The organism is Pseudomonas sp. HUK17 (assembly GCF_001566765.1).
Genome location: NZ_LSMW01000002.1, coordinates 52,281 through 71,718, shown reverse-complemented (window position 1 = coordinate 71,718; position 19,438 = coordinate 52,281). Strand labels below are relative to the sequence as shown.

Sequence of the window (19,438 nt, the reverse complement as noted above, 5' to 3'; positions counted from 1 at the left end):
GGTGACTAGCGGGCCCGGATCGGGCCTTCGCCCGGATGCTTCGCGGTATGGGCCGCGATCAGTTGGTCGAGGAGGGCGACGACGTCCGGACGGCTGAGCAGCTCACGCCCCACGACCGCTGCCGGCTTGAACACGCGGCCGGCCTTGCGGGTGTTCCAGTCACCGATCATCACGTGGATGCCCTGCACCTGGCCTACCGGGGGAAGCATGCCCCAGGTCTTGGTGTGGCTGGCATAGTTCAGCAGGGCGCCCGCGAGCTCTTCGTGCAGCGCCAGGCGAGCCGCGTGATCCTTGGCCGCCTCGTAGTTGGTCAAGGCGTATTGCAGCACGTCCCACGCTTGGATGCCCTTGGGCAATGGCAGCCCACCACGCTGACACGCGGCGCGGTAGCCCTCGACCGAGAGCTGTGTGACCAACCGGGCGCCGTGCTCCGGATTCACCGAATAGATCCAGACCGGCACCGTGTTGGTGGGGTTGCCCTGCACCACCGCGTTCCAGTCCGCCTGCTGGGTGGCCGCCTCGAAGCGCTTTCTCTCTGCTTTCTTGATGTCGTCCATTACCAGGCCCCCTACTCGTCCAATCCAGTATCGCCGGCGCCTTTCCACAGCCGCTCTGCGACCTGGCGGATCAGCACGAGATCGTCCTGTGTGCTTGCCGAGTCGGGTAGGTGACCGATGAACGCCAGCTGCGCGACTTCGCGGCAGAAGTCCGGGCGCGAATAACCGGATGCCAGTAGGCCCTGGTAGGAATTTTTTCCGAGCAGCCGCTCGGCCGCGGCGTCGAAGTGTTTCTGTGTTGCCATGTTCCGAATGCCTCGAGAGTTGTGAGAGATCCGTTGCACGCTATCGAGAATTTGAAAAATGCAACTCGGTACCGGCTGCGGCTCGATGCAAGCCGCGCAGGCGCCGGTTGCCACTCCTGGCAGCACAAGTTGGGTTCGCCCTCGGCCAATCCCTGGGGTCTAGCCATCCAGTATCGGGGGTTGTGGCATCCAGGGCCCCCAAAAAAGGCCGCCGGGGCGGCCTCATGTGTAGGGCCTGATTTCACGTAACGGCTACTTATCGGAAGTCGGCGGTGTTACGGCCAAATAGTAATGTCGCGATCCAGCCAGATAGAAATGTCCCGATCACGTATGGCAGCTAGCCTAGCGGCTTTGCAGCCGATGCGGAGCGATCAGGATGTCAGCCTACGAGCGGATCACGATGAGCCTACGCGAAGTCGATCGCCTCAAGGTCATCCAGGCGGTGACCGAGGGTTTCCTTACGCCCACACGCGCTGCCCAGCGCCTGCAGCTGACAACACGGCAGGTTCACCGCCTGGTGCAGCGTTACCGGGACACCGGCGTATCAGGGCTGATCTCTAGAAAGCGCGGCCAGCCCAGCAATCACCAGTTGCGTCCCGGCCTTGAGCGGCGCGCCGTCACCCTGATCCGCACGCATTACCAGGATTTCGGTCCCACGCTTGCTGCCGAGAAACTGGCCGAGTGCCACGGCTTGCGTCTAGCCAAGGAAACGGTTCGGCGCATCATGATGGATGCCGGCTTGTGGACGCCGCGTCGGGCACGACCGCCTAAGGTGTACCAGCCACGTAATCGCCGAGCTTGCCTCGGCGAGCTGATCCAGATTGATGGCAGCGATCATCGCTGGTTCGAGGATCGTGCGCCGGCGTGCACCCTCTTGGTCTACATCGACGACGCCACCAGTCGCCTGATGCACCTGGCGTTCACCCGTAGCGAATCGACCTTCAGCTACTTCCAGGCCACCCGTGCCTATCTGGAACACCATGGCAAGCCTGTCGCCCTCTACAGCGACAAGGCCAGCGTGTTCCGGGTCAATAGCAAGGATGCCCAGGGCGGTGCTGGTCACACGCATTTCGCTCGGGCCATGTTCGAGCTGAACATCGATACTTTCTGCGCCAACTCCAGCCAGGCCAAGGGGCGCGTCGAGCGTGCCCATCTCACCCTGCAGGATCGCCTGGTCAAGGAGCTGCGACTACGAAATCTCAGCACTGTCGAGGCGGCGAACGCCTATCTGCCGTTGTTCATGGCTGATTACAACCGGCGCTTCGCCAAACCGGCCCGCTCTGATTTCGATGCCCACCGCGCAGTACGTGACGACGAGGACCTGACTCTAGTCTTGACGTGGCGAGAGCCGCGTCGAGTGTCGAAAAGCCTAACGCTGCAATACGACAAGCGCCTCTATGTTCTGCACGATACGCCGCAAACCCGAGCATTGGCTGGCCGCTACGTAGAGATCTATCACTACCCGGACGGCCGGATCGAGGTGCGATCGGAAGGCGCTGCCTTGCCTTACGGCATTCTCGATCAGCTGCCTGAGGTCAACCAAGGCGCTATCGTCGAGAACAAACGGCTGGGGCACGTCTTGCAAGTGGCGCAACTGATGCAAGAGCAGCGCGACAATCGGCGCTCTCATTCGGTACCTGGCAATCCAAGGCCTACTAAAGCCCAACGCTCAGAGCCGGCGAAGAAAAAAGCAAAAGAGTTGATGCCAGAGGACCTCCTAGCTGCTCTTCACAAAAGCCCACTACCAAAGCGTAACCGTCATGCGTCAGTCGATTAGCGCTGAGGGCCTGGCCGCCCTGGTTGCAGCCGGGGCCGCTTGGGATGTGCGTGCTAGTCCAGGCCCTGAAGGGCACGGATGGCAGCTACAGGTGCGCTACAGCAAAGAAAGCCGACATTTTCCTCTCCGCTCCCGGCGCGAATTGGTGAGGGTGTTTCGGTCATTGAATGCGCTCAACCGGTACGCGCAAAGTGTTGGAATACGCAGGTATAGGGTGGAGAACTAGGGGACTCGGCTGCCAACCCAGGGAGCGACCGGGGAGACCTGCCTTTGCATTCGCGGTCACTTCGGCCGGATAAGCACCTTCCAAAGGCTCGAATACATCTGTAAATTCGAATATTCGAAATCACAGATATAAAGGCTGCCCATGTACCTTCAGCCGCACACCTTTTTCAAATGCCTCGGTGACGAAACCCGAGCCCGGATCATGCTCATGCTCGCCGCTGAGGGCGAGCTATGCGTTTGCGAATTGATTTGGGCGCTCGACGATAGCCAGCCGAAGGTCTCTCGCCACCTGGCTCAACTCCGCGTCTGCGGTTTGCTGGAGGATCGCCGTCAAGGTCAGTGGATCTATTACCGCATTCATCCCGAGCTGCCTCAATGGGCAATGGAAGTGCTCCAGGCAACGCTCGAGGCGAACCGCTCTTGGCTTGGCGAAGATCAGGGCCGCCTTGCTTCGATGGAAGGTCGTCCGGTACGCCGGGTTTCCTGTTGCTAAGTGACTTCGGAGACCTGACATGCTGTTGGCAATTTCAATTTTTCTCATCACGCTGGTGCTGGTGATCTGGCAACCTCGCGGGCTTGGCGTGGGCTGGAGCGCGTCGGCTGGAGCGATACTCGCCTTGCTGACGGGTGTGGTTATGCTCAGCGACATTCCATTGGTCTGGCACATCGTGTGGAACGCCACCGCGACGTTCATCGCGGTCATCATCATCAGCCTTCTGCTGGATGAGGCGGGCTTTTTCGAGTGGGCTGCACTTCACGTGGCTCGCTGGGGCCAGGGCAGCGGTGCGCGCCTGTTTGTGCTCATGGTGCTCCTCGGGGCAGCCGTCTCAGCGCTATTTGCCAACGATGGCGCAGCCTTGATTCTGACCCCCATCGTCATCGCGATGCTGACTGCGCTGCGCTTCAGTCCGGCAGCAACCCTGGCTTTCGTTATGGCCGCTGGGTTCATTGCCGACACGGCCAGCCTGCCCCTGGTTGTCTCAAACCTGGTGAACATCGTCTCCGCGGATTTCTTCGACATAGGGTTCGCTCGATACGCCTCGATCATGTGGCCGGTGAATCTGGTAAGCGTAGTGGCGACCCTGGGGATGCTCTGGTGGTTCTATCGAAAAGAGGTGCCACCTTCGTATTCACCGGAGGTGCTACGCCGACCAGAGCAGGCGATCAGGGATCGCCCTACGTTTATTGCTGGCTGGTGGGTGCTGTTGCTCCTACTGGTCGGCTTGTTCGCTCTTGAGCCGCTTGGCATTCCTATCAGCGCTGTTGCCGCCGCCTGTGCGTTAGTGCTGCTGATCATTGCAACGAAGGGTCATGTGATCTCGACACGTAAGGTGTTGCTAAATGCGCCCTGGCAGGTCGTGCTGTTCTCACTTGGCATGTACCTAGTGATCTATGGGTTGAAAAATGCCGGGCTGACGGAGGGGCTCAGCTCGTTGCTTGCCACCTTTGCCGATCATGGCCTGTGGGCTGCCACGTTGGGCACCGGCTTCACCGCTGCGCTGCTGTCCTCTGTCATGAACAACATGCCCAGCGTGCTGATCGGCGCTTTGTCGATCCAGGGCAGTGGCGTGACCGGACTGGTGCATGAAGCCATGGTGTACGCCAACGTCATTGGCTGCGACCTGGGCCCGAAGATCACGCCTATTGGCAGTCTGGCAACGCTGCTGTGGTTGCATGTCTTGGCTCAGAAAAACATCCGCATTACCTGGGGTTACTACTTCAAGGTTGGCTGTGTCCTCACCTTTCCCATTCTGCTCACGACGCTGGCAGCCCTTGCCGTGCGTTTGAGCATCACTGCTTAGGAGTCACCTTATGAAGATCCTGTTCATGTGTACGGCCAATAGCTGCCGCAGCGTTCTTTCCGAAGGGTTGTTCAACCAGATGGCGCCGGCCGGCTTTACGGCTATCAGTTCGGGAAGCTTCCCGAGTGGCAAACTCAATCCACGAGCGGTAAGCACTTTGCAAGGCTTGGGCATCGACACGTCGGGCCTGTACAGCAAGGGATCTGAGGTGTTCGCCGACACTCCCCCCGATATCGTCATCACCGTATGTGACAAGGCTGGCGGTGAACCTTGCCCGGTGTATTTTGGCCCAGCCATTAAGAGCCACTGGGGACTATCTGACCCCTCCGATGTAGAAGGCAGCGATGAGGCTATCCAGGCCGCTTTCGACGCAACTGTTGAGCACATCAAAAGGCGATTCGCAGCATTCTTCGCGCTGGATCTAGTAGCGCTTCAGGGCGCGGAGCTGAAGCAGGCGCTGGATCGGATCGGAGCACTGTGATGAGCGATTTAGAGATGGAATCTGCCGAGACCTTGCCGGCCCTCGATTTGTCGCTGCTGGATCTGCCCAGCACAAACAGGTTGGGGCTTTCAGACACCTCTGATACCAAGCCACGAATCCTTCTACTCTATGGGTCGAACAGGGAGCGTTCATTCAGCCGCCTGCTGACGCAAGAGGCCGCACGTCTGCTCCAGCTCATGGGCGCCGAGACCGTGATCTTTGATCCATCCGGGCTACCACTCCCCGATGACGCACCGGTCGACCACCCCAAGGTGCAAGAGCTGCGCGACCTGGTGCTCTGGTCAGAGGGGCAGGTGTGGTGTTCGCCGGAACGTCACGGCGCCATGTCTGCGGTACTCAAGGCGCAAATCGACTGGATTCCCCTGACCCTGGGCGCCGTACGGCCCACGCAGGGCAAGACACTCGCCGTCATGCAGGTTTCCGGTGGCTCTCAGTCGTTCAACACGGTGAACCAGATGCGGATTCTCGGGCGGTGGATGCGCATGCTGACCATCCCGAATCAGTCGTCTGTGCCGAAGGCTTATCTAGAGTTCGACGACGCGGACCGAATGAAGCCTTCCGCGTATTACGACCGTGTGGTCGATGTGATGGAGGAATTGGTGAAGTTTACTTTGCTGGTTCGTGGCCGTGAGGATTACCTCGTTGATCGCTACTCGGAGCGAAAAGAAAGCGCGGACGCTTTATCGGCCAGGGTCAATCAGCGCTCTATCTAGCCCCGAGCGAATGGAATGATCGCTGGGCGCTAACCAAGCTAGCCCAGCGCAACGGCAGAAACTGAGTCCAGGTCTGTACGACTGACCTCTTGTTTTGACATTTCTACTTGGCCGGCGCAACGACATCTGTACTGAGCCTTGAAACGGCGTGTTACGGCCAAGTAGTAATGTCGCGATCCAGCCAAATAGAAATGTCCCGATCACCTGTGGTCGCTAGCCTACCGGCTTTGCTAGCGATACGGAGCGATCAGGATGTCAGCCCACGAGCGGATCACGATGAGCCTACGCGAAGTAGATCGTCTCAAGGTCATCCAGGCGGTGACCGAGGGTTTTATCACGCCTACCCGCGCTGCCCAGCGGCTGCAGCTGACAACACGGCAGGTTCACTGCCTTGTGCAGCGTTACCGGGACACCGGCGTATCAGGGCTGATCTCCAGAACGCGCGGCCAGCCCAGCAATCACCAGTTGCGTCCCAAAGCGCAACCGTCATGCGTCAGTCGATTAGCGCTGAGGGCCTGGCCGCCCTAGTTGCAGCCGGGGCCGCTTGGGATGTGCGTGCTACTCCAGGCCCTGAGGGGCATGGATGGCAGCTACAGGTACGCTACAGCAAAGAAAGCCGACATTTTCCTCTCCGCTCCCGGCGCGAATTGGTGAGAGTGTTTCGGTCGCTCGACGCGCTCAATAGGTATGCACAGAGCGTTGGGATACGGGGCTTCAGAGTAGAAAGCTGAAATGGGTGCTCATGCTGCTGCTCAGTGTCTCCCTGCAGAGTTCGGATATATCCAATGTGGGCTCAAGGCTCACTAGTCCTAATAGGCCCTGGGGTATGGAAAGAACAATCCGCTAGCCCTTGCAGAATACCGCAGGACTCGATGGGGCGCGCTCCACCGCACCTTTCACGTAAGGCAGTCATGTGCTGCTTTAGCTGCAGTAATGCCACGATCCGCGCCTCCACCTGCTGGAGATGGGAATCCAGCAGCGCGTTGACCTCGCTACAGTCCTGCCTTGGGTTTTCGCGCAGGCCCTGCAGGGCACGAATCTCGGCATGCGTCATGTCCAGCGTGCGGCAGTGCAGAACGAACTGCAATTGCTCAAGGTGTGCCTTGCTGTACAACCGGTAATTCCCGGCGCTACGTGCTGGCTCCGACAACAGCCCTTCCTTCTCGAAGTAGCGGATGGTCACAACTTCGCATCCTGTGAGCCGGGCTAGCTCCCCAATCCTCATGTCCACTTCGGCCGCCTTGAGTGCTTGACTCTATAGTAACTATAGGGATTGTAATGCTCCCCATTCAACGGTGAAAGTGGGGGCTGACATGAGCGATTGCGGATCAAAGGGGTGCGGTTGCAGCTCGGCTGCGTCAGGCCCTCTTCTTACGCCCGAACCGACGGCCAGCGCCCTGGCCGAGGCTAGGGAAGCTCACTACCTTATTCAGAATATGGACTGCCCCACAGAGGAAGCGCTCATTCGGCGCAAGCTGGGGGGCTTGTCCGGCGTTGTCGGCTTGGAATTCAACCTGATGAAGCGCACGCTGATCGTACGGCACAACCTGCCTTCGCTGACCCCATTGGAAGAAGCCTTGTCAGCGGTCGGTATGCAGGCGGTGCGTCAGGGAGACGACCCGAGCACGCAGATTACCCGTCTTGGCATAGCCCAGATGGATTGCCCTACCGAAGAGACCCTGATTCGGAAAAAGCTCACCCTTCTTCCTGGTGTAGTTGATCTGGACTTCAATCTGATGCAGCGCACATTGACTGTGCGTCATACCGCCAGCGCGCTAGCCAAGGTACTCGATGCGATCCAGTCGCTAGGCTTCGAAGCTCAGGAGCTGGACACCCAGAATTATCGCACTCCACCATCAAGGGCCTATAGCGACTCGACGCCGTGGCTGCCGCTCGGCTTCTCTCTTGCTGCTGCAATAGCCGCTGAGGGCATGTACTGGTATCTAGGTGGCAATCATTGGTCGGTCCTGGTACTGGCGTTGATTGCCATCTCCCTGGGTGGGTTGTCCACTTACAAAAAGGGCTGGATAGCGCTTAAGAACCGCAATCTCAACATGAACGCCCTAATGTCGATTGCCGTCACCGGGGCCATGTTGATCGGCCATTGGCCGGAAGCGGCGATGGTGATGGTGTTATTCGCCCTCGCCGAGGTCATTGAGGCCAAATCGCTGGATCGTGCCCGCAATGCCATCCGGGACCTACTCGATCTAGCCCCCGAACAAGCCACGGTGCAGCAGCCTGACGGTACTTGGCTCGATGTGGAGGCCAAGCAGGTCGCTATCGGTAGCCGGGTGCGGGTGCGGCCGGGCGAGCGCATCGCGCTCGATGGTGTGCTGCTAGAGGGCGGCTCCACCGTGAGCCAAGCGCCGATCACTGGGGAAAGCCTTCCCGTTGAAAAGGCCCCCGGCGATCCGGTCTATGCCGGCACTATCAACGAGTCTGGATCCTTCGAATATCGCGTCACGGCGGTGGCCGGCAACTCCACCTTGGCACGCATCATCCAAATGGTGGAAGAGGCGCAAGGCAGCCGCGCTCCAACCCAGCGCTTCGTCGATCAATTCGCCCGCTGGTATACGCCTGCCGTTTTCGTGCTAGCAATTGCCGTGGCGGTACTACCTCCCCTGCTTCTGGGCGCAGCTTGGATGGATTGGCTCTATCGGGCCCTGATTCTGCTGGTGGTGGCCTGCCCCTGCGCCTTGGTCATTTCCACTCCGGTCACCATCGTCAGCGGACTGGCTGCCGCAGCACGCCAAGGCATCCTCATCAAGGGTGGCGTTTATCTGGAGGATGGTCGCAAGCTGCGGTGGCTAGCCTTGGACAAGACCGGCACGCTCACCCACGGCAAACCCGAGCAGACCGACGCTATCTCCTTGAACAGCGCCTTGACCGATAGCAGTCGCAGCATTGCAGCGAGTCTCGCTAGCCGCTCTGACCATCCGGTATCCAAAGCCATCGCGAAAGCCGCCGTTGGCGACGGTGTGGTGCTGCGAGAGGTCGGGGAGTTTGCCGCGCTGCCTGGCCAGGGCGTACGCGGTGTGATCGATGGACAGACCTATCATCTTGGAAACCATCGAATGGTCGACGAATTGAGGGGGTGCTCCTCGGACCTGAAACAGCGCATCACGGCGCTCGAAAGCGAGGGCAAGACCGTGGTGATGCTGGTAGGGGCTGACGATGTACTGGCGATCTTCGCTGTCGCCGACACCATCAAGGACAGCAGCCGCAATGCGATAGCCGAGCTGCATGCGCTGGGTATCCAGACCGTGATCCTGACGGGCGATAATCCACATACCGCCCAAGCGATTGCTGCTCAGGCCGGAATAGATCGCGCCCAAGGTAACCTGCTACCGGCCGACAAGCTGCGCGAAGTCGAACAGCTTGCCCAGTCCAGTAAGGTCGGCATGGTAGGAGACGGTATCAACGATGCCCCGGCATTGGCACGCGCCGACATTGGCTTTGCGATGGGGGCTGCGGGCACCGACACGGCCATCGAGACAGCAGACGTGGCCCTCATGGACGATGATCTGCGCAAGATTCCAACCTTTGTGAAGCTCTCTCGCGCCACCGCTCAGGTGCTCTTGCAAAACATCGTGCTTGCACTTGGCCTAAAAGCCGCTTTTTTGCTGCTGACCTTCACTGGGCAAGCAACCATGTGGATGGCCGTATTCGCCGATATGGGAGCCAGCCTCTTGGTAGTGGGCAACGGGCTAAGGTTGCTGCGCCAATAAGCTGGCATTCCTCGTTGATGACCGGGAGGGTTTGAAAGGTGTCCCACGGCAAATCCTCGCGCCAATCACAACTGCAGTTACTGGGTTACCCAGCCTTCGGGCAGGCCGTAAGGTCTGCTTCAGCACCTCGATCGTTTCGGGCGAGATAAGCAGCTTCATGGGCAGGGGTATGTGTACATTCGTATATGCGTAAAAACGAATAAACAGGTTGCCCGAGTATCCTCGCGCTGCTTGCTGCATTGGAAGACGTTGTAGTTCGTCTGCAGAAAGACGCTGGTCGGGAAGTCCTGCATATGCAGCCCTGTCTATAACAGCTCCGGGTTAGTTATTGACATGTCTACGCTGCCATATCGACCAGCATCGTGCTCACACCTATCTATTGGTGGGGGAACAAAGCGCTTCCGCTTCGCCTTGTTCATCAAAGTTGGTTACGGGCGTAATTGCTGGAGGAAATGTCAGCGTGAAGCGCGTCATTCCATTATGAGATTCGGCCTGCACCAGGCCCCGGTGAGAAATCATAATCGCGCGGACGATCGCCAACCCTAATCCACTGCCGCCTGTAGGTTGATCGCCAGCCCGGTAAAAGCGATTGAAGACATTCGATAACTCATCCGGATCTATGGGAGATCCTTGGTTTATCACAGCTGCCCATCCACCACCTTCCTCTTGCGCGCCAAGCTCTACTATCACAGCCGTTCTTGGATAAGCGTGGCGAATAGCGTTTGATAGCAGGTTCGATAGCGCACGCTGGATCATCAACTTGTCGCCCTCGACTTGAAGCTGTCCTTTGACTACTAGCTCTATTTCGCGCGCTTCGGCATAAGCCTCAAACAGGCTACAGACCTTAAGTGTCTCTTGCTCGACGGCCACTTGGCTCAGTGAGGTTAGCGGTTCGTGGCTGTCCAGACGCGCGAGGAGGAGCATGTCCGCGACAATACGGCTCAAGCGGTCCAGTTCGTCTAGGGAGTCCTCCAAGGCCTTTTGATACGTGGCCTCGTCACGCTTCCGGCTAAGTACCATCTGCGTTCGACCTATGAGGATCCCGAGCGGGGCGCGCAATTCATGGGCAACGTCGTCTGCAAAGCGGTCTAGTTGCTGCACGCCCGTATTGAGGCGCTCCAACATCGTGTTCAGCGCGATGGCTAGATCAGCTACTTCTGCAGGCAGATTGGTGTCATCCACTCGCAATGTCAGCTGCCGGGTAGTAATCGCACGGGCAGTACGGCGGAAGTGGCGTAACGGCGCAAGGCCCTGATAACCCGTCCACCACGCCGCGGCGCCAATCAGCAGTAGCAGAATCGGCAGACTTATCAAGGCTGCACGTAGGAAAGCATCCAACAAAAATCTATCACTGCTGCGGTCCTGGCTGAGCAGTAGCTGTAGTGGAGGCAGCGATGGGATGGTCAGGCTAGTCCGGATAGTTAATAGATCGTGGCCGTCATCAGAATGCCAGGCCAACGTCTGGGCGTCTGGCCAACGGCCCGGCCGTAGCTCATCGGCATAGGCATGGGAGCCAAGCCCATACAGGGGTGTGTCCTCTTCCGCCGAAAGCACGGTGACCGACAGCTCATCGTGGCCGAGCAGAGCGTCAGCTAGTACGTGCTGCCAAGGCGCTTTGGTAGGATTTGCAGGACGCTCTTCCAGGCTGTGCTGGATCTGCCCTAATTTGGCTTGCAGCTGGTCAACAGCACGCTTATCAAGCTCCCGCTCTAGAACGCTGTACACCATAACGACCAAGATGATAGCCAGCAGCAAGCCCACGCTCGTGACGATCATCCCCAGGCGCAGGGCGAGGCTCATGGGTCTCATGAACGGCGCTCCATCACGTAGCCAACGCCTCGTACTGTATGGATAAGCGCCTCCCCGAAGGGCTCATCGACCTTCATCCGCAAGCGTCGAACGGCGACTTCCACCACATTGGTGTCACAGTCGAAATTCATGTCCCAAACGCGCGAGATGATCTCGGTGCGGGAGAGCACTTCGCCCTGGCGTTGCATGAGCAGGTGAAGCAGCGCGAATTCCTTGCTGGTCAAGTCGATGCGCTGGTCCCCGCGAAACGCACGATGGCGAAAGGGATGCAGCTCAAGATCGGCCAGGTGCAGGGTATCACTGACCACTCGCGTTTCGCCGCGTCTGAGCAACGCGCGGATGCGGGCGAGCAACTCCGGAAACTCGAACGGCTTGGTCAGATAGTCGTCAGCGCCGGCGTCCAGTCCTCGGACGCGCTCGCTGGTTCGGCTCTGGCCCGTTAGGAGCATCACGCGGGTCTGCTTGCGTCGCCGCAGCAATTCCAGGACCTCCAGACCGTCCATAGTCGGCAGATTAATGTCCAGCAGGATCAGGTCGTAATCCTGCTGCAGAGCCAGATGCAGACCATCAATCCCGGTCGCGGCGCGATCAACCACATAGCCATTCTCCGTGAGGCCTTGCTGCAGATAATCCGCGGCGCGGGCTTCGTCTTCCACTATCAGTAAGCGCATCGTCTGTATCAGTCGTGTCGAGGATGTTGCGGAGGCTGAAGCCTGTAGCCGCTAGAGAGTCAAGCGATCAAGCGTGCCGGTATACCTGGACGGCGGCAACTTCCTTACAGCTTTGTAATGTTGGCGTCACCGGAGCGATAGGTGGCGCTCCCTAGAGTCGGCTCCGCTATCACGCGACGATCTCTTCGAACGTCGCGCCTTCTGCACAGGAGTCGCTGCAGTGCCGTTATCCCTTCCATGTCGATATCCCGCCCCATGGCGCCTGATGGGTCTGGCGCTGGGGCTAGGTCTGCTGCTCGCCGGCGGACCGGTCCAGGCCTCATCGCTGACCCTGGAGCAGGCGCTGGCCCAGGCCCTGCGCGACAATCCCGACTACCTGGCGGCCCGCCAGGAGACCGCCGCGGCCGCAGGTGCACGGCAGCAGGCAGGCCTCCTGCCCAACCCGGAACTCGCCTTCGAGGTCGAGGACACGCGCTCTGCCAGTCAGACGCGCAGTCTCACGCTCACCCAGCCCTTTGAACTGGGTGGCAAGCGCGCCGCCCGGGTGGCGGTGGCCGAGGCCAACGCTGGCGTGGTCAATGCGGACCTCGAGGCGCGACGCTATGCCCTCCGGGCGGACGTCATCCAGAGTTTTTACGAGTTGTTACTGGCCGCTGAAGGGGTGCGGCTCGCCGAGCAATCGCAGGCACTGGCACAGCGCAGCCTGGACAGCTCAGGGGCGCAAATTCGAGCGGGCAAGATTTCACCGGTATCGGGTACCCGCGCGGAGGTAGAACAGGTCACCCAGCGGCTGGAGCTGAGACGCGCACTGCAGCAGCGTGACAACGCGCGGGTGAGTCTTGCCCGCCAATTGGGTGTCTCCGTGACAGAGCTCGGTGAGCCGGTCGGTGACCTGGATCGTCTGCCCGCACCTCCCGGCGAAGCCCTACTGCTGCAGGCGATCCGCCAGACACCGGCGATGCTCAAGGCGCGGCGGCAGGTAGCCGCCGGGGATGCCGACGTCGATCTGCAGCGCAGCCAGCGCTATCCGGACGTGCGGGTGAGCCTGGGCAGCCAATACGACGAGCTCGAGGGGGAGCGGGTCAATCTGGTGGGCTTCTCGCTCCCGCTACCGCTCTTCGATCGCAACCAGGGCAACCTGCTCGCCGCGTCCAGTCGCGCTGACCAGGCCCGGGATCTACAGCGAGCGACCGAGCTGCAGATCCAGGCCGAAACCCTGCAGGCACTGCGCGACTGGCGTAGTGCATCAGCTGACGTCGACGACTTGCGCAACCGGGTTTTGCCGGCGGGCCAGCGTACGGTCGATGACCTAACTCGCGGCTTCTCGCTGGGACGTTTTGCCCAGCTGGATGTGCTGGAAGCCCAGCGCGCCCTCATTGCCGCTAGGGGGCAGTACCTGCTCTCTCAACGTGCGCAGATCAATGCCTGGGCCCGCCTCGAACGCCTCCACGGCCCGCTCTTCACCTCCCCATGACGCTACAGATCCCGGTAATAAATCGGGTGCGGAGTTCTTGCATGACCATGACTTCATTCAGGCCGAGACTGCTGCGGCCGCTGCTGATTGCAGTAATTGGCGGTGGGCTGCCATTCAGTACCATTCAGGCGGGTACCGGTCACGACCACCCCGAACCCGCTGCCCCCCTAACGAAATCGGCAGATGCCAAGGCTGAGGCGACCCAGCCTCGCCCTGATCTGGACGAAGGCAAAGACGGCCATGACGCGAACGAGGGCGCCCATGGCGACGGCGAAGAGACGCATGCCGAAGGCGAAGTCGAGCTGAGCGCAGAGCAGATTCGAGCAGCCGGCATCGAAACCCAGGTGGTCACGCCGGTGAGCGTTGGCGCCTCTTTGAGTCTTCCGGGCGAGATTCGCTTCGATGAAGATCGTACCGCTCACGTGGTGTCCCGTACGCCCGGCGTCGTCGAGGAGGTGAAGGCGAATCTTGGAGACCGGGTGCGCAAGGGACAGGTGCTAGCAGTCATTGCCAGCGAGCAGCTTTCCGAGGTGCGCAGCGAGCTGGCGACCGCGCAGCAGCGGCTGCAACTGGCGCGCACCCTGTATGCCCGCGAGCAGAACCTCTGGCAGGAGCGGATCAGCGCCGAGCAGGATCTACTGCAGGCGCGGCAGACACTGCAGGAAGCCGAGATTGCTGTACGCAACGCCCGTCAAAAAGCACAGGCCTTGGGTGGAGCAGCCTCCGCTCAGGGCGGCAGTCGCTACCAGCTGCGCGCGCCCTTCGACGGCGTGGTGGTGGAGAAGCACCTGGTCCTGGGTGAGCGGGTGGACGAAGCCAGCAACCTCTTCACGCTCACCGACCTGTCCCGCGTCTGGGCCACGTTCGCCGTTCCTGCGCGTGACCTCGATCGAGTCACCGTTGGCCGAAAGGTGGAGGTACTCGCGGGTGAGCTGGATAGCCGCACCGAGGGCACCGTGGCGCATGTTGGCAATCTGCTGGGCGAACAGACCCGGGCGGCGACCGCGCGCGTCACCCTAGCCAATCCGGCGGGCGCCTGGCGCCCGGGTCTGTTCGTTACGGTGCGGCTCGATGACGAGCGACAGGCCAAGGTACTTGGCGTGCCCAATGGCGCCGTGCATGTCGTGGAGGATCGCACCGTGGTGTTCGTCCGGACGGCAGACGGCTTTCAGGCGACACCCGTGGTCACCGGGGTCCGGGACGGTGAGCGCACAGAGATTCGTCAGGGCTTGAGCGCCGGCCAGGTAGTGGCCGACCGCGGCAGCTTCATTCTCAAGTCGGAACTGGGCAAGGGCTCGGCCGAGCACTCCCACTAAGGGCGCATCATGTTCGAACGTATTCTTCGCTTCGCCATTGAGCAGCGCTGGTTGGTGCTGCTTGCCACGCTCGGCATCGCTGCACTCGGGATCTACAGCTATCGCCACCTGCCCATCGATGCGGTGCCGGACATCACCAACGTCCAGGTGCAGATCAATGCAGAAGTACCGGGCGCCTCGCCGCTGGAGGTCGAGCAGCGGGTCACCTATCCGCTGGAAACAGCCATGGCCGGCCTGCCGGGACTGGACCGGACCCGTTCGTTGTCGCGTTCGGGCTTTGCCCAGATCAGCGTCATTTTCGCCGATGGGACGGATCTGTACTTCGCTCGCCAGCAGGTGAGCGAGCGCCTCCAGGGTGCGCGCGAAGCCCTGCCAGAGGGTGTGGAGGTCAACCTGGGTCCGCTGTCCACGGGGCTTGGGGAAATCTTCCTCTGGACGGTGAAGGCCGCGCCCCAGGCGCGCCGCGCTGACGGCGAAGCCTATACGCTCACCGATCTGCGGGAGATCCAGGACTGGATCGTCAAACCCCAGTTGCGCACCGTGCCCGGGGTGGCGGAAGTCAACACCATTGGCGGCTATGCCAAGGAGTATCAGATCGCGCCCGATCCCAAACGGCTGGCAGGCTATCGCATCACCCTAGAGCAATTGGCGATGGCGCTCGAGCGGAACAACGCCAATGTCGGCGCCGGTTTCATCGAGCGCGCCGGGGAGCAGCTGGTGATTCGGGTACCGGGGCAGCTCGCCTCCGTCGAGGATATCGCCACCATCGTGCTCGCTACCGTGGACGGTACTCCGGTACGGATCCGGGATGTGGCCACGGTCGGGGTCGGGCAGGAGTCACGCTCCGGAGCAGCTACCGAAAATGGCGAAGAGGCGGTGCTTGGCACCGTCTTCATGCGGGTGGGTGAGAACAGCCGCGAGGTGGCCCTGGCAGTGGCCGAGCGCCTGGCGCAGATCAACCGCAACCTGCCGGAAGGCGTGCAGGCGGTCGCCGTGTACGACCGCACCACGCTAGTGGACAAGGCGATCGCTACGGTACGCAAGAATCTTGTGGAGGGTGCGCTGCTGGTCATCGCCGTGCTCTTCGTCTTCCTCGGCAATCTGCGCGCGGCGCTGATCACCGCGCTGGTGATCCCGCTGTCGATGCTCTTCACCTTCAGCGGCATGGCCGCGAATCGGGTCAGCGCCAACTTGATGAGTCTGGGTGCGCTCGACTTCGGCATCATCGTCGATGGCGCCGTGGTGATCGTGGAGAATGCCATTCGCCGGCTGGCTCATGCCCAGGAACGGCACGGTCGGGCGCTCGATCGCCGGGAGCGCTTCCAGGAAGTGTTCGCCGCCGCCCGCGAGGCGCGGAGACCCCTCATCTTCGGGCAGCTGATCATCATGGTGGTCTATCTGCCGGTGTTCGCCCTGACGGGTGTGGAAGGCAAGATGTTCCATCCCATGGCCTTTACCGTGGTGATCGCCTTGGTGGGCGCCATGCTGCTGTCCATCACCTTCGTCCCTGCGGCCGTGGCGCTGTTCGTCACGGGTCGCGTGCAGGAAAAGGACAATCGACTGATGAGCGCGGCGCGGCGCGGCTATGCCGTCGCGCTGGATGCAGCCATGCGCCGGCGGCCACTGGTGTTCGCCGGCGCTGGCCTGAGCGTGGTGCTGACGGTGCTGCTGGCGCTGCGCCTGGGCAGTGAATTCGTACCCAGCTTGAGCGAGGGTGATTTCGCGCTGCAGGCGCTAAGGGTGCCCGGTACCGGCCTGGGGCAATCGGTGGATATGCAGCAACGCCTGGAGCGCTCCATCCTGGATCAGGTACCCGAGGTGGAGCGGGTATTCGCGAGGACCGGCACCGCCGAGATCGCCGCGGATCCGATGCCGCCGAACATCTCCGACAGCTATGTGATGCTCAAGCCGCAGGCGCAGTGGCCTGATCCAGGCAAGTCTCGCGAGCAGCTGATGGCTGAGCTGGAAGCAGCGGCTGCGCGTGTACCCGGTAGCAATTACGAGCTGTCGCAACCGATCCAGCTGAGGTTCAACGAGTTGATTTCCGGGGTGCGCAGCGATGTGGCGGTCAAGGTCTTCGGCGATGACATGGCGGTGCTGAACAAGACCGCTGCGGACATCGCCAGGGTGTTGCAGAAGGTCACCGGCGCTGCCGAGGTGAAGGTGGAGCAGACCAGTGGGCTGCCGCTGCTGAGTGTGCAGATCGATCGTGAGCGAGCCGCACGCTACGGCCTCAATGTCGGCGACATCCAGGATGTGATTGCCACGGCGCTCGGCGGACGCAAGGCCGGCACGCTCTTCGAGGGCGATCGCCGCTTCGATCTGATGATCCGCCTCCCGGAAACCCTGCGCAGCGATCCGGCGGTGCTGGCGCGGTTGCCCATTCCATTGCCAGCGGTGGAAGGCCGCGTCGAGTTCATTCCCCTGGCCGATGTGGCGCGCCTGGAAACGGTGCTGGGGCCGAATCAGATCAGCCGAGAAGACGGCAAGCGCCTGGTGATCGTCAGTGCCAATGTGCGCGATCGGGACCTGGGTAGCTTCGTGGCGGATGCCACTGCCGCCATCACGGACCAGGTGCGAATTCCCGCAGGCTACTGGACCAGTTGGGGCGGCCAATTCGAGCAGTTGCAGGCCGCCGCCGCCCGCCTGCAACTCGTGGTGCCGGTGGCCTTGCTGCTGGTGTTCGTGCTGCTGTTCATGATGTTCGGCAATCTGCGCGACGGCCTCGTGGTCTTTACCGGCATTCCCTTCGCCTTGACGGGCGGGGTATTGGCGTTGTGGTTGCGGGACATTCCCTTGTCGATCTCGGCCGGTGTGGGCTTCATCGCACTGTCGGGCGTCGCAGTGCTCAATGGCTTGGTGATGGTCTCCTTCATCCGTGGCCTGCTGGAGGAGGGCAAGCCGCTGGATATCGCCGTGCGCGAGGGCGCGCTGGTCCGCCTGCGGCCGGTGCTGATGACTGCGCTGGTGGCCTCGTTGGGCTTCATTCCCATGGCCTTGGCCACCGGCACCGGGGCGGAGGTACAACGCCCGCTAGCGACCGTGGTGATCGGCGGCATCCTGTCCTCCACTGCCCTGACACTGCTGGTCTTGCCTGCGCTCTACCACAGCGTCCTGCGCCGTCGCGAACAGCCCCCGGCAGGATGACAGGATTGTAATGCGCGGCTCATCCTGGCGTTAGCCGCGCCCCTCTAGAGTGGCTCTCATACCCACGCTGCACTCTAGAAGGAGAAACACCATGACGTTCCTTAAAATTGCCCTGTTTGCCGCCACCCTCGCCGTTGCGAACCTCAGCTATGCCGCAGACGGCAGCGAGCGCTCGATCTCGCACAACCAAGATTTCCGCGATAGCCAGGCGGCGCTCCAGCAGCATCGAGAGATGCATGAAACGCTGGCACAGGAAGGGCGTCAGCCAGATAAAGCATCCAACGTCAAAGCGACCAACTGAGACTACGCATCTGTTTGGCCGTAGACGATCGATGCCGCGCATCTGAGGCTCGAACAGAAAGCGCCATGTGGCGCTTTCTGCATACCTAAAAATATACTGCCCTGGAAAAACAGCTTCACCGGCACCACTTGCCCCCCTTTTGCCCGCGCTCCACCTCCCTACCCAGTCGCCCCGCGCGCGCGACAGTAGGAAAAGGAAAACTCGAGCCAGAATCTAAAGCTTTAGAAAAAACCGCGGCCCAGCTCAACTTCGAACGCGGAGGTAGGCGAGGCGAATGTTTTAATTGCTTTCAGGCACTCATCTTCCCCTTGTAGCAAGTTGAGCAGCCCGAATCGAACACCACCTACCACCACCCAGCGCGTTGAACGTTGCTACCGTGACCTGCACAGTGGACGTTTGCGCCTGGGCACTTTCGTCAGCGGTCCACAACAAGATTACTGCGCCGGTGAGACAGACATTTCTACTTAGTCACCAGAGCGACATTTCTATTTAGCCTTGACACGGCGGTGCCGTATGGCGGTTCAGTTCTTCAACACCGATATCAGCGCCCGGCAACTTCTAGCCACATCCTCGCGCGCGTTTACCAAGCTGGCCGGACGGCGCTTTTTCGCGTTCAGGCATGTCCGCAGCGCATCAGATTCGTCCACCAGGCGTTGATAGGCTAGGCGCACTATGTCCATCTTGGCCTTGATGGCATCAATTTCCGTTTGTTGCTCACTCATGGATTCGAGCCTTGCCGGCGGCGCCGGGGTCGGGTAGGTAGTGGGGAGGGTTCAGCCTTCGCGCAGGGGGAGCATCAGCTGGACCTCCTGACTCTCGATGCCGAGCAGCAACATGCGGGTCTCGGTGGTCATTCCGGAATCGTTGTCGTAGGCCAATTTCACCAACGTCTCCAGGGCCACGGAATTGTCCACGAACGTCTCCGCATCCTCGTCCGTAGCGGTGCCCTGCAGGCGCTTATCGCGGTATTGCTCGGCGACGATCAGACAGTCTTGTGCCATCTGCAGGATGGTTTTTTCGAGCTGTGGAATATCCACGATTGTGGCGGTAGTGGTGCCCATGGCTAGATCCTCGCCGGCATCGCCGGGGTCGTTGTGGGGAGGGTTCTGAAATCTGGTCAGCCGCATTCGGCGCGTACCAGGTGGGCAAATCGGTTAAAGACGTGCGCGCT

General features: G+C 60.9%; 18 protein-coding genes. 11 read left to right on the top strand and 7 right to left on the bottom strand.

The window, feature by feature from the left end; genetic code table 11:
• Positions 1–5 precede the first annotated feature (5 nt).
• Both AX284_RS01390 and AX284_RS01385 read right to left on the bottom strand, forming a co-directional pair.
• Positions 6–557 carry a hypothetical protein gene (locus AX284_RS01390; RefSeq protein WP_007162501.1) on the bottom strand — a complete coding sequence of 184 codons (552 nt, stop codon included), beginning with the start codon at positions 555–557 and terminating at the stop codon, positions 6–8.
• Positions 558–568: 11 nt separating this feature from the next.
• On the bottom strand, positions 569–802 hold the full coding sequence (locus AX284_RS01385) for a hypothetical protein (protein WP_007162502.1): 234 nt from the start codon (positions 800–802) through the stop codon (positions 569–571).
• Between the two features lie 376 nt (positions 803–1,178).
• Between AX284_RS01385 and AX284_RS01380 the strand changes: the two genes are divergently transcribed.
• From AX284_RS01380 to AX284_RS11630, 6 genes are all read left to right on the top strand, one after another.
• On the top strand, positions 1,179–2,579 hold the full coding sequence (locus AX284_RS01380) for an ISNCY family transposase (protein ID WP_007162503.1): 1,401 nt from the start codon (positions 1,179–1,181) through the stop codon (positions 2,577–2,579).
• Positions 2,580–2,946: 367 nt separating this feature from the next.
• Positions 2,947–3,297, top strand: a complete 351-nt coding sequence (locus AX284_RS01375; RefSeq protein WP_007162504.1) for a metalloregulator ArsR/SmtB family transcription factor — start codon at positions 2,947–2,949, stop codon at positions 3,295–3,297.
• Between the two features lie 19 nt (positions 3,298–3,316).
• Entirely contained in the window at positions 3,317–4,606 is a 1,290-nt protein-coding gene (locus AX284_RS01370) for an arsenic transporter (RefSeq protein WP_007162505.1), read from the top strand.
• A 10-nt stretch (positions 4,607–4,616) separates the two neighbouring features.
• Entirely contained in the window at positions 4,617–5,087 is a 471-nt protein-coding gene (locus AX284_RS01365; RefSeq protein ID WP_007162506.1) for an arsenate reductase ArsC, read from the top strand.
• 14 nt (positions 5,088–5,101) lie between these two features.
• Positions 5,102–5,821 carry an arsenical resistance protein ArsH gene (arsH, locus tag AX284_RS01360; protein ID WP_371099832.1) on the top strand — a complete coding sequence of 240 codons (720 nt, stop codon included), beginning with the start codon at positions 5,102–5,104 and terminating at the stop codon, positions 5,819–5,821.
• Positions 5,822–6,073: 252 nt separating this feature from the next.
• The gene (locus tag AX284_RS11630) at positions 6,074–6,349 is read left to right on the top strand and encodes a helix-turn-helix domain-containing protein (protein WP_080568406.1); all 276 of its coding nucleotides are present in this window, start codon (positions 6,074–6,076) and stop codon (positions 6,347–6,349) included.
• Positions 6,350–6,614: 265 nt separating this feature from the next.
• Here the strand turns inward: AX284_RS11630 and cadR are convergent, their stop codons facing one another.
• A complete protein-coding gene (gene cadR, locus AX284_RS01355) occupies positions 6,615–7,046 on the bottom strand; it encodes a Cd(II)/Pb(II)-responsive transcriptional regulator (protein ID WP_186354194.1) in 432 nt (143 codons plus the stop codon).
• 292 nt (positions 7,047–7,338) lie between these two features.
• Here cadR and AX284_RS01350 point away from each other — a divergent pair, with 292 nt between their 5' ends.
• A complete protein-coding gene (locus tag AX284_RS01350) occupies positions 7,339–9,549 on the top strand; it encodes a heavy metal translocating P-type ATPase (protein WP_425326784.1) in 2,211 nt (736 codons plus the stop codon).
• 372 nt (positions 9,550–9,921) lie between these two features.
• On the opposite strand, the gene AX284_RS01345 is transcribed toward AX284_RS01350, so the two are convergent.
• On the bottom strand, positions 9,922–11,349 hold the full coding sequence (locus AX284_RS01345) for a heavy metal sensor histidine kinase (RefSeq protein WP_169887035.1): 1,428 nt from the start codon (positions 11,347–11,349) through the stop codon (positions 9,922–9,924).
• Between the two features lie 5 nt (positions 11,350–11,354).
• A complete protein-coding gene (locus AX284_RS01340) occupies positions 11,355–12,029 on the bottom strand; it encodes a heavy metal response regulator transcription factor (RefSeq protein WP_007162511.1) in 675 nt (224 codons plus the stop codon).
• A gap of 265 nt (positions 12,030–12,294) precedes the next feature.
• Here AX284_RS01340 and AX284_RS01335 point away from each other — a divergent pair, with 265 nt between their 5' ends.
• From AX284_RS01335 to AX284_RS01315, 4 genes are all read left to right on the top strand, one after another.
• Positions 12,295–13,503 (top strand): TolC family protein, encoded by a 1,209-nt coding sequence (locus AX284_RS01335; protein WP_007162512.1) that lies wholly within the window; start codon positions 12,295–12,297, stop codon positions 13,501–13,503.
• A gap of 47 nt (positions 13,504–13,550) precedes the next feature.
• On the top strand, positions 13,551–14,819 hold the full coding sequence (locus AX284_RS01325) for an efflux RND transporter periplasmic adaptor subunit (protein ID WP_371099833.1): 1,269 nt from the start codon (positions 13,551–13,553) through the stop codon (positions 14,817–14,819).
• A gap of 9 nt (positions 14,820–14,828) precedes the next feature.
• A complete protein-coding gene (locus AX284_RS01320) occupies positions 14,829–17,966 on the top strand; it encodes an efflux RND transporter permease subunit (RefSeq protein ID WP_007162515.1) in 3,138 nt (1,045 codons plus the stop codon).
• A gap of 91 nt (positions 17,967–18,057) precedes the next feature.
• The gene (locus tag AX284_RS01315; RefSeq protein ID WP_007162516.1) at positions 18,058–18,267 is read left to right on the top strand and encodes a hypothetical protein; all 210 of its coding nucleotides are present in this window, start codon (positions 18,058–18,060) and stop codon (positions 18,265–18,267) included.
• A 521-nt stretch (positions 18,268–18,788) separates the two neighbouring features.
• On the opposite strand, the gene AX284_RS01310 is transcribed toward AX284_RS01315, so the two are convergent.
• Positions 18,789–18,989, bottom strand: coding sequence for a hypothetical protein (locus AX284_RS01310; protein ID WP_007162517.1), 201 nt, complete (start codon positions 18,987–18,989; stop codon positions 18,789–18,791).
• A 51-nt stretch (positions 18,990–19,040) separates the two neighbouring features.
• On the bottom strand, positions 19,041–19,328 hold the full coding sequence (locus tag AX284_RS01305) for a hypothetical protein (RefSeq protein ID WP_007162518.1): 288 nt from the start codon (positions 19,326–19,328) through the stop codon (positions 19,041–19,043).
• Positions 19,329–19,438: the final 110 nt, after the last annotated feature.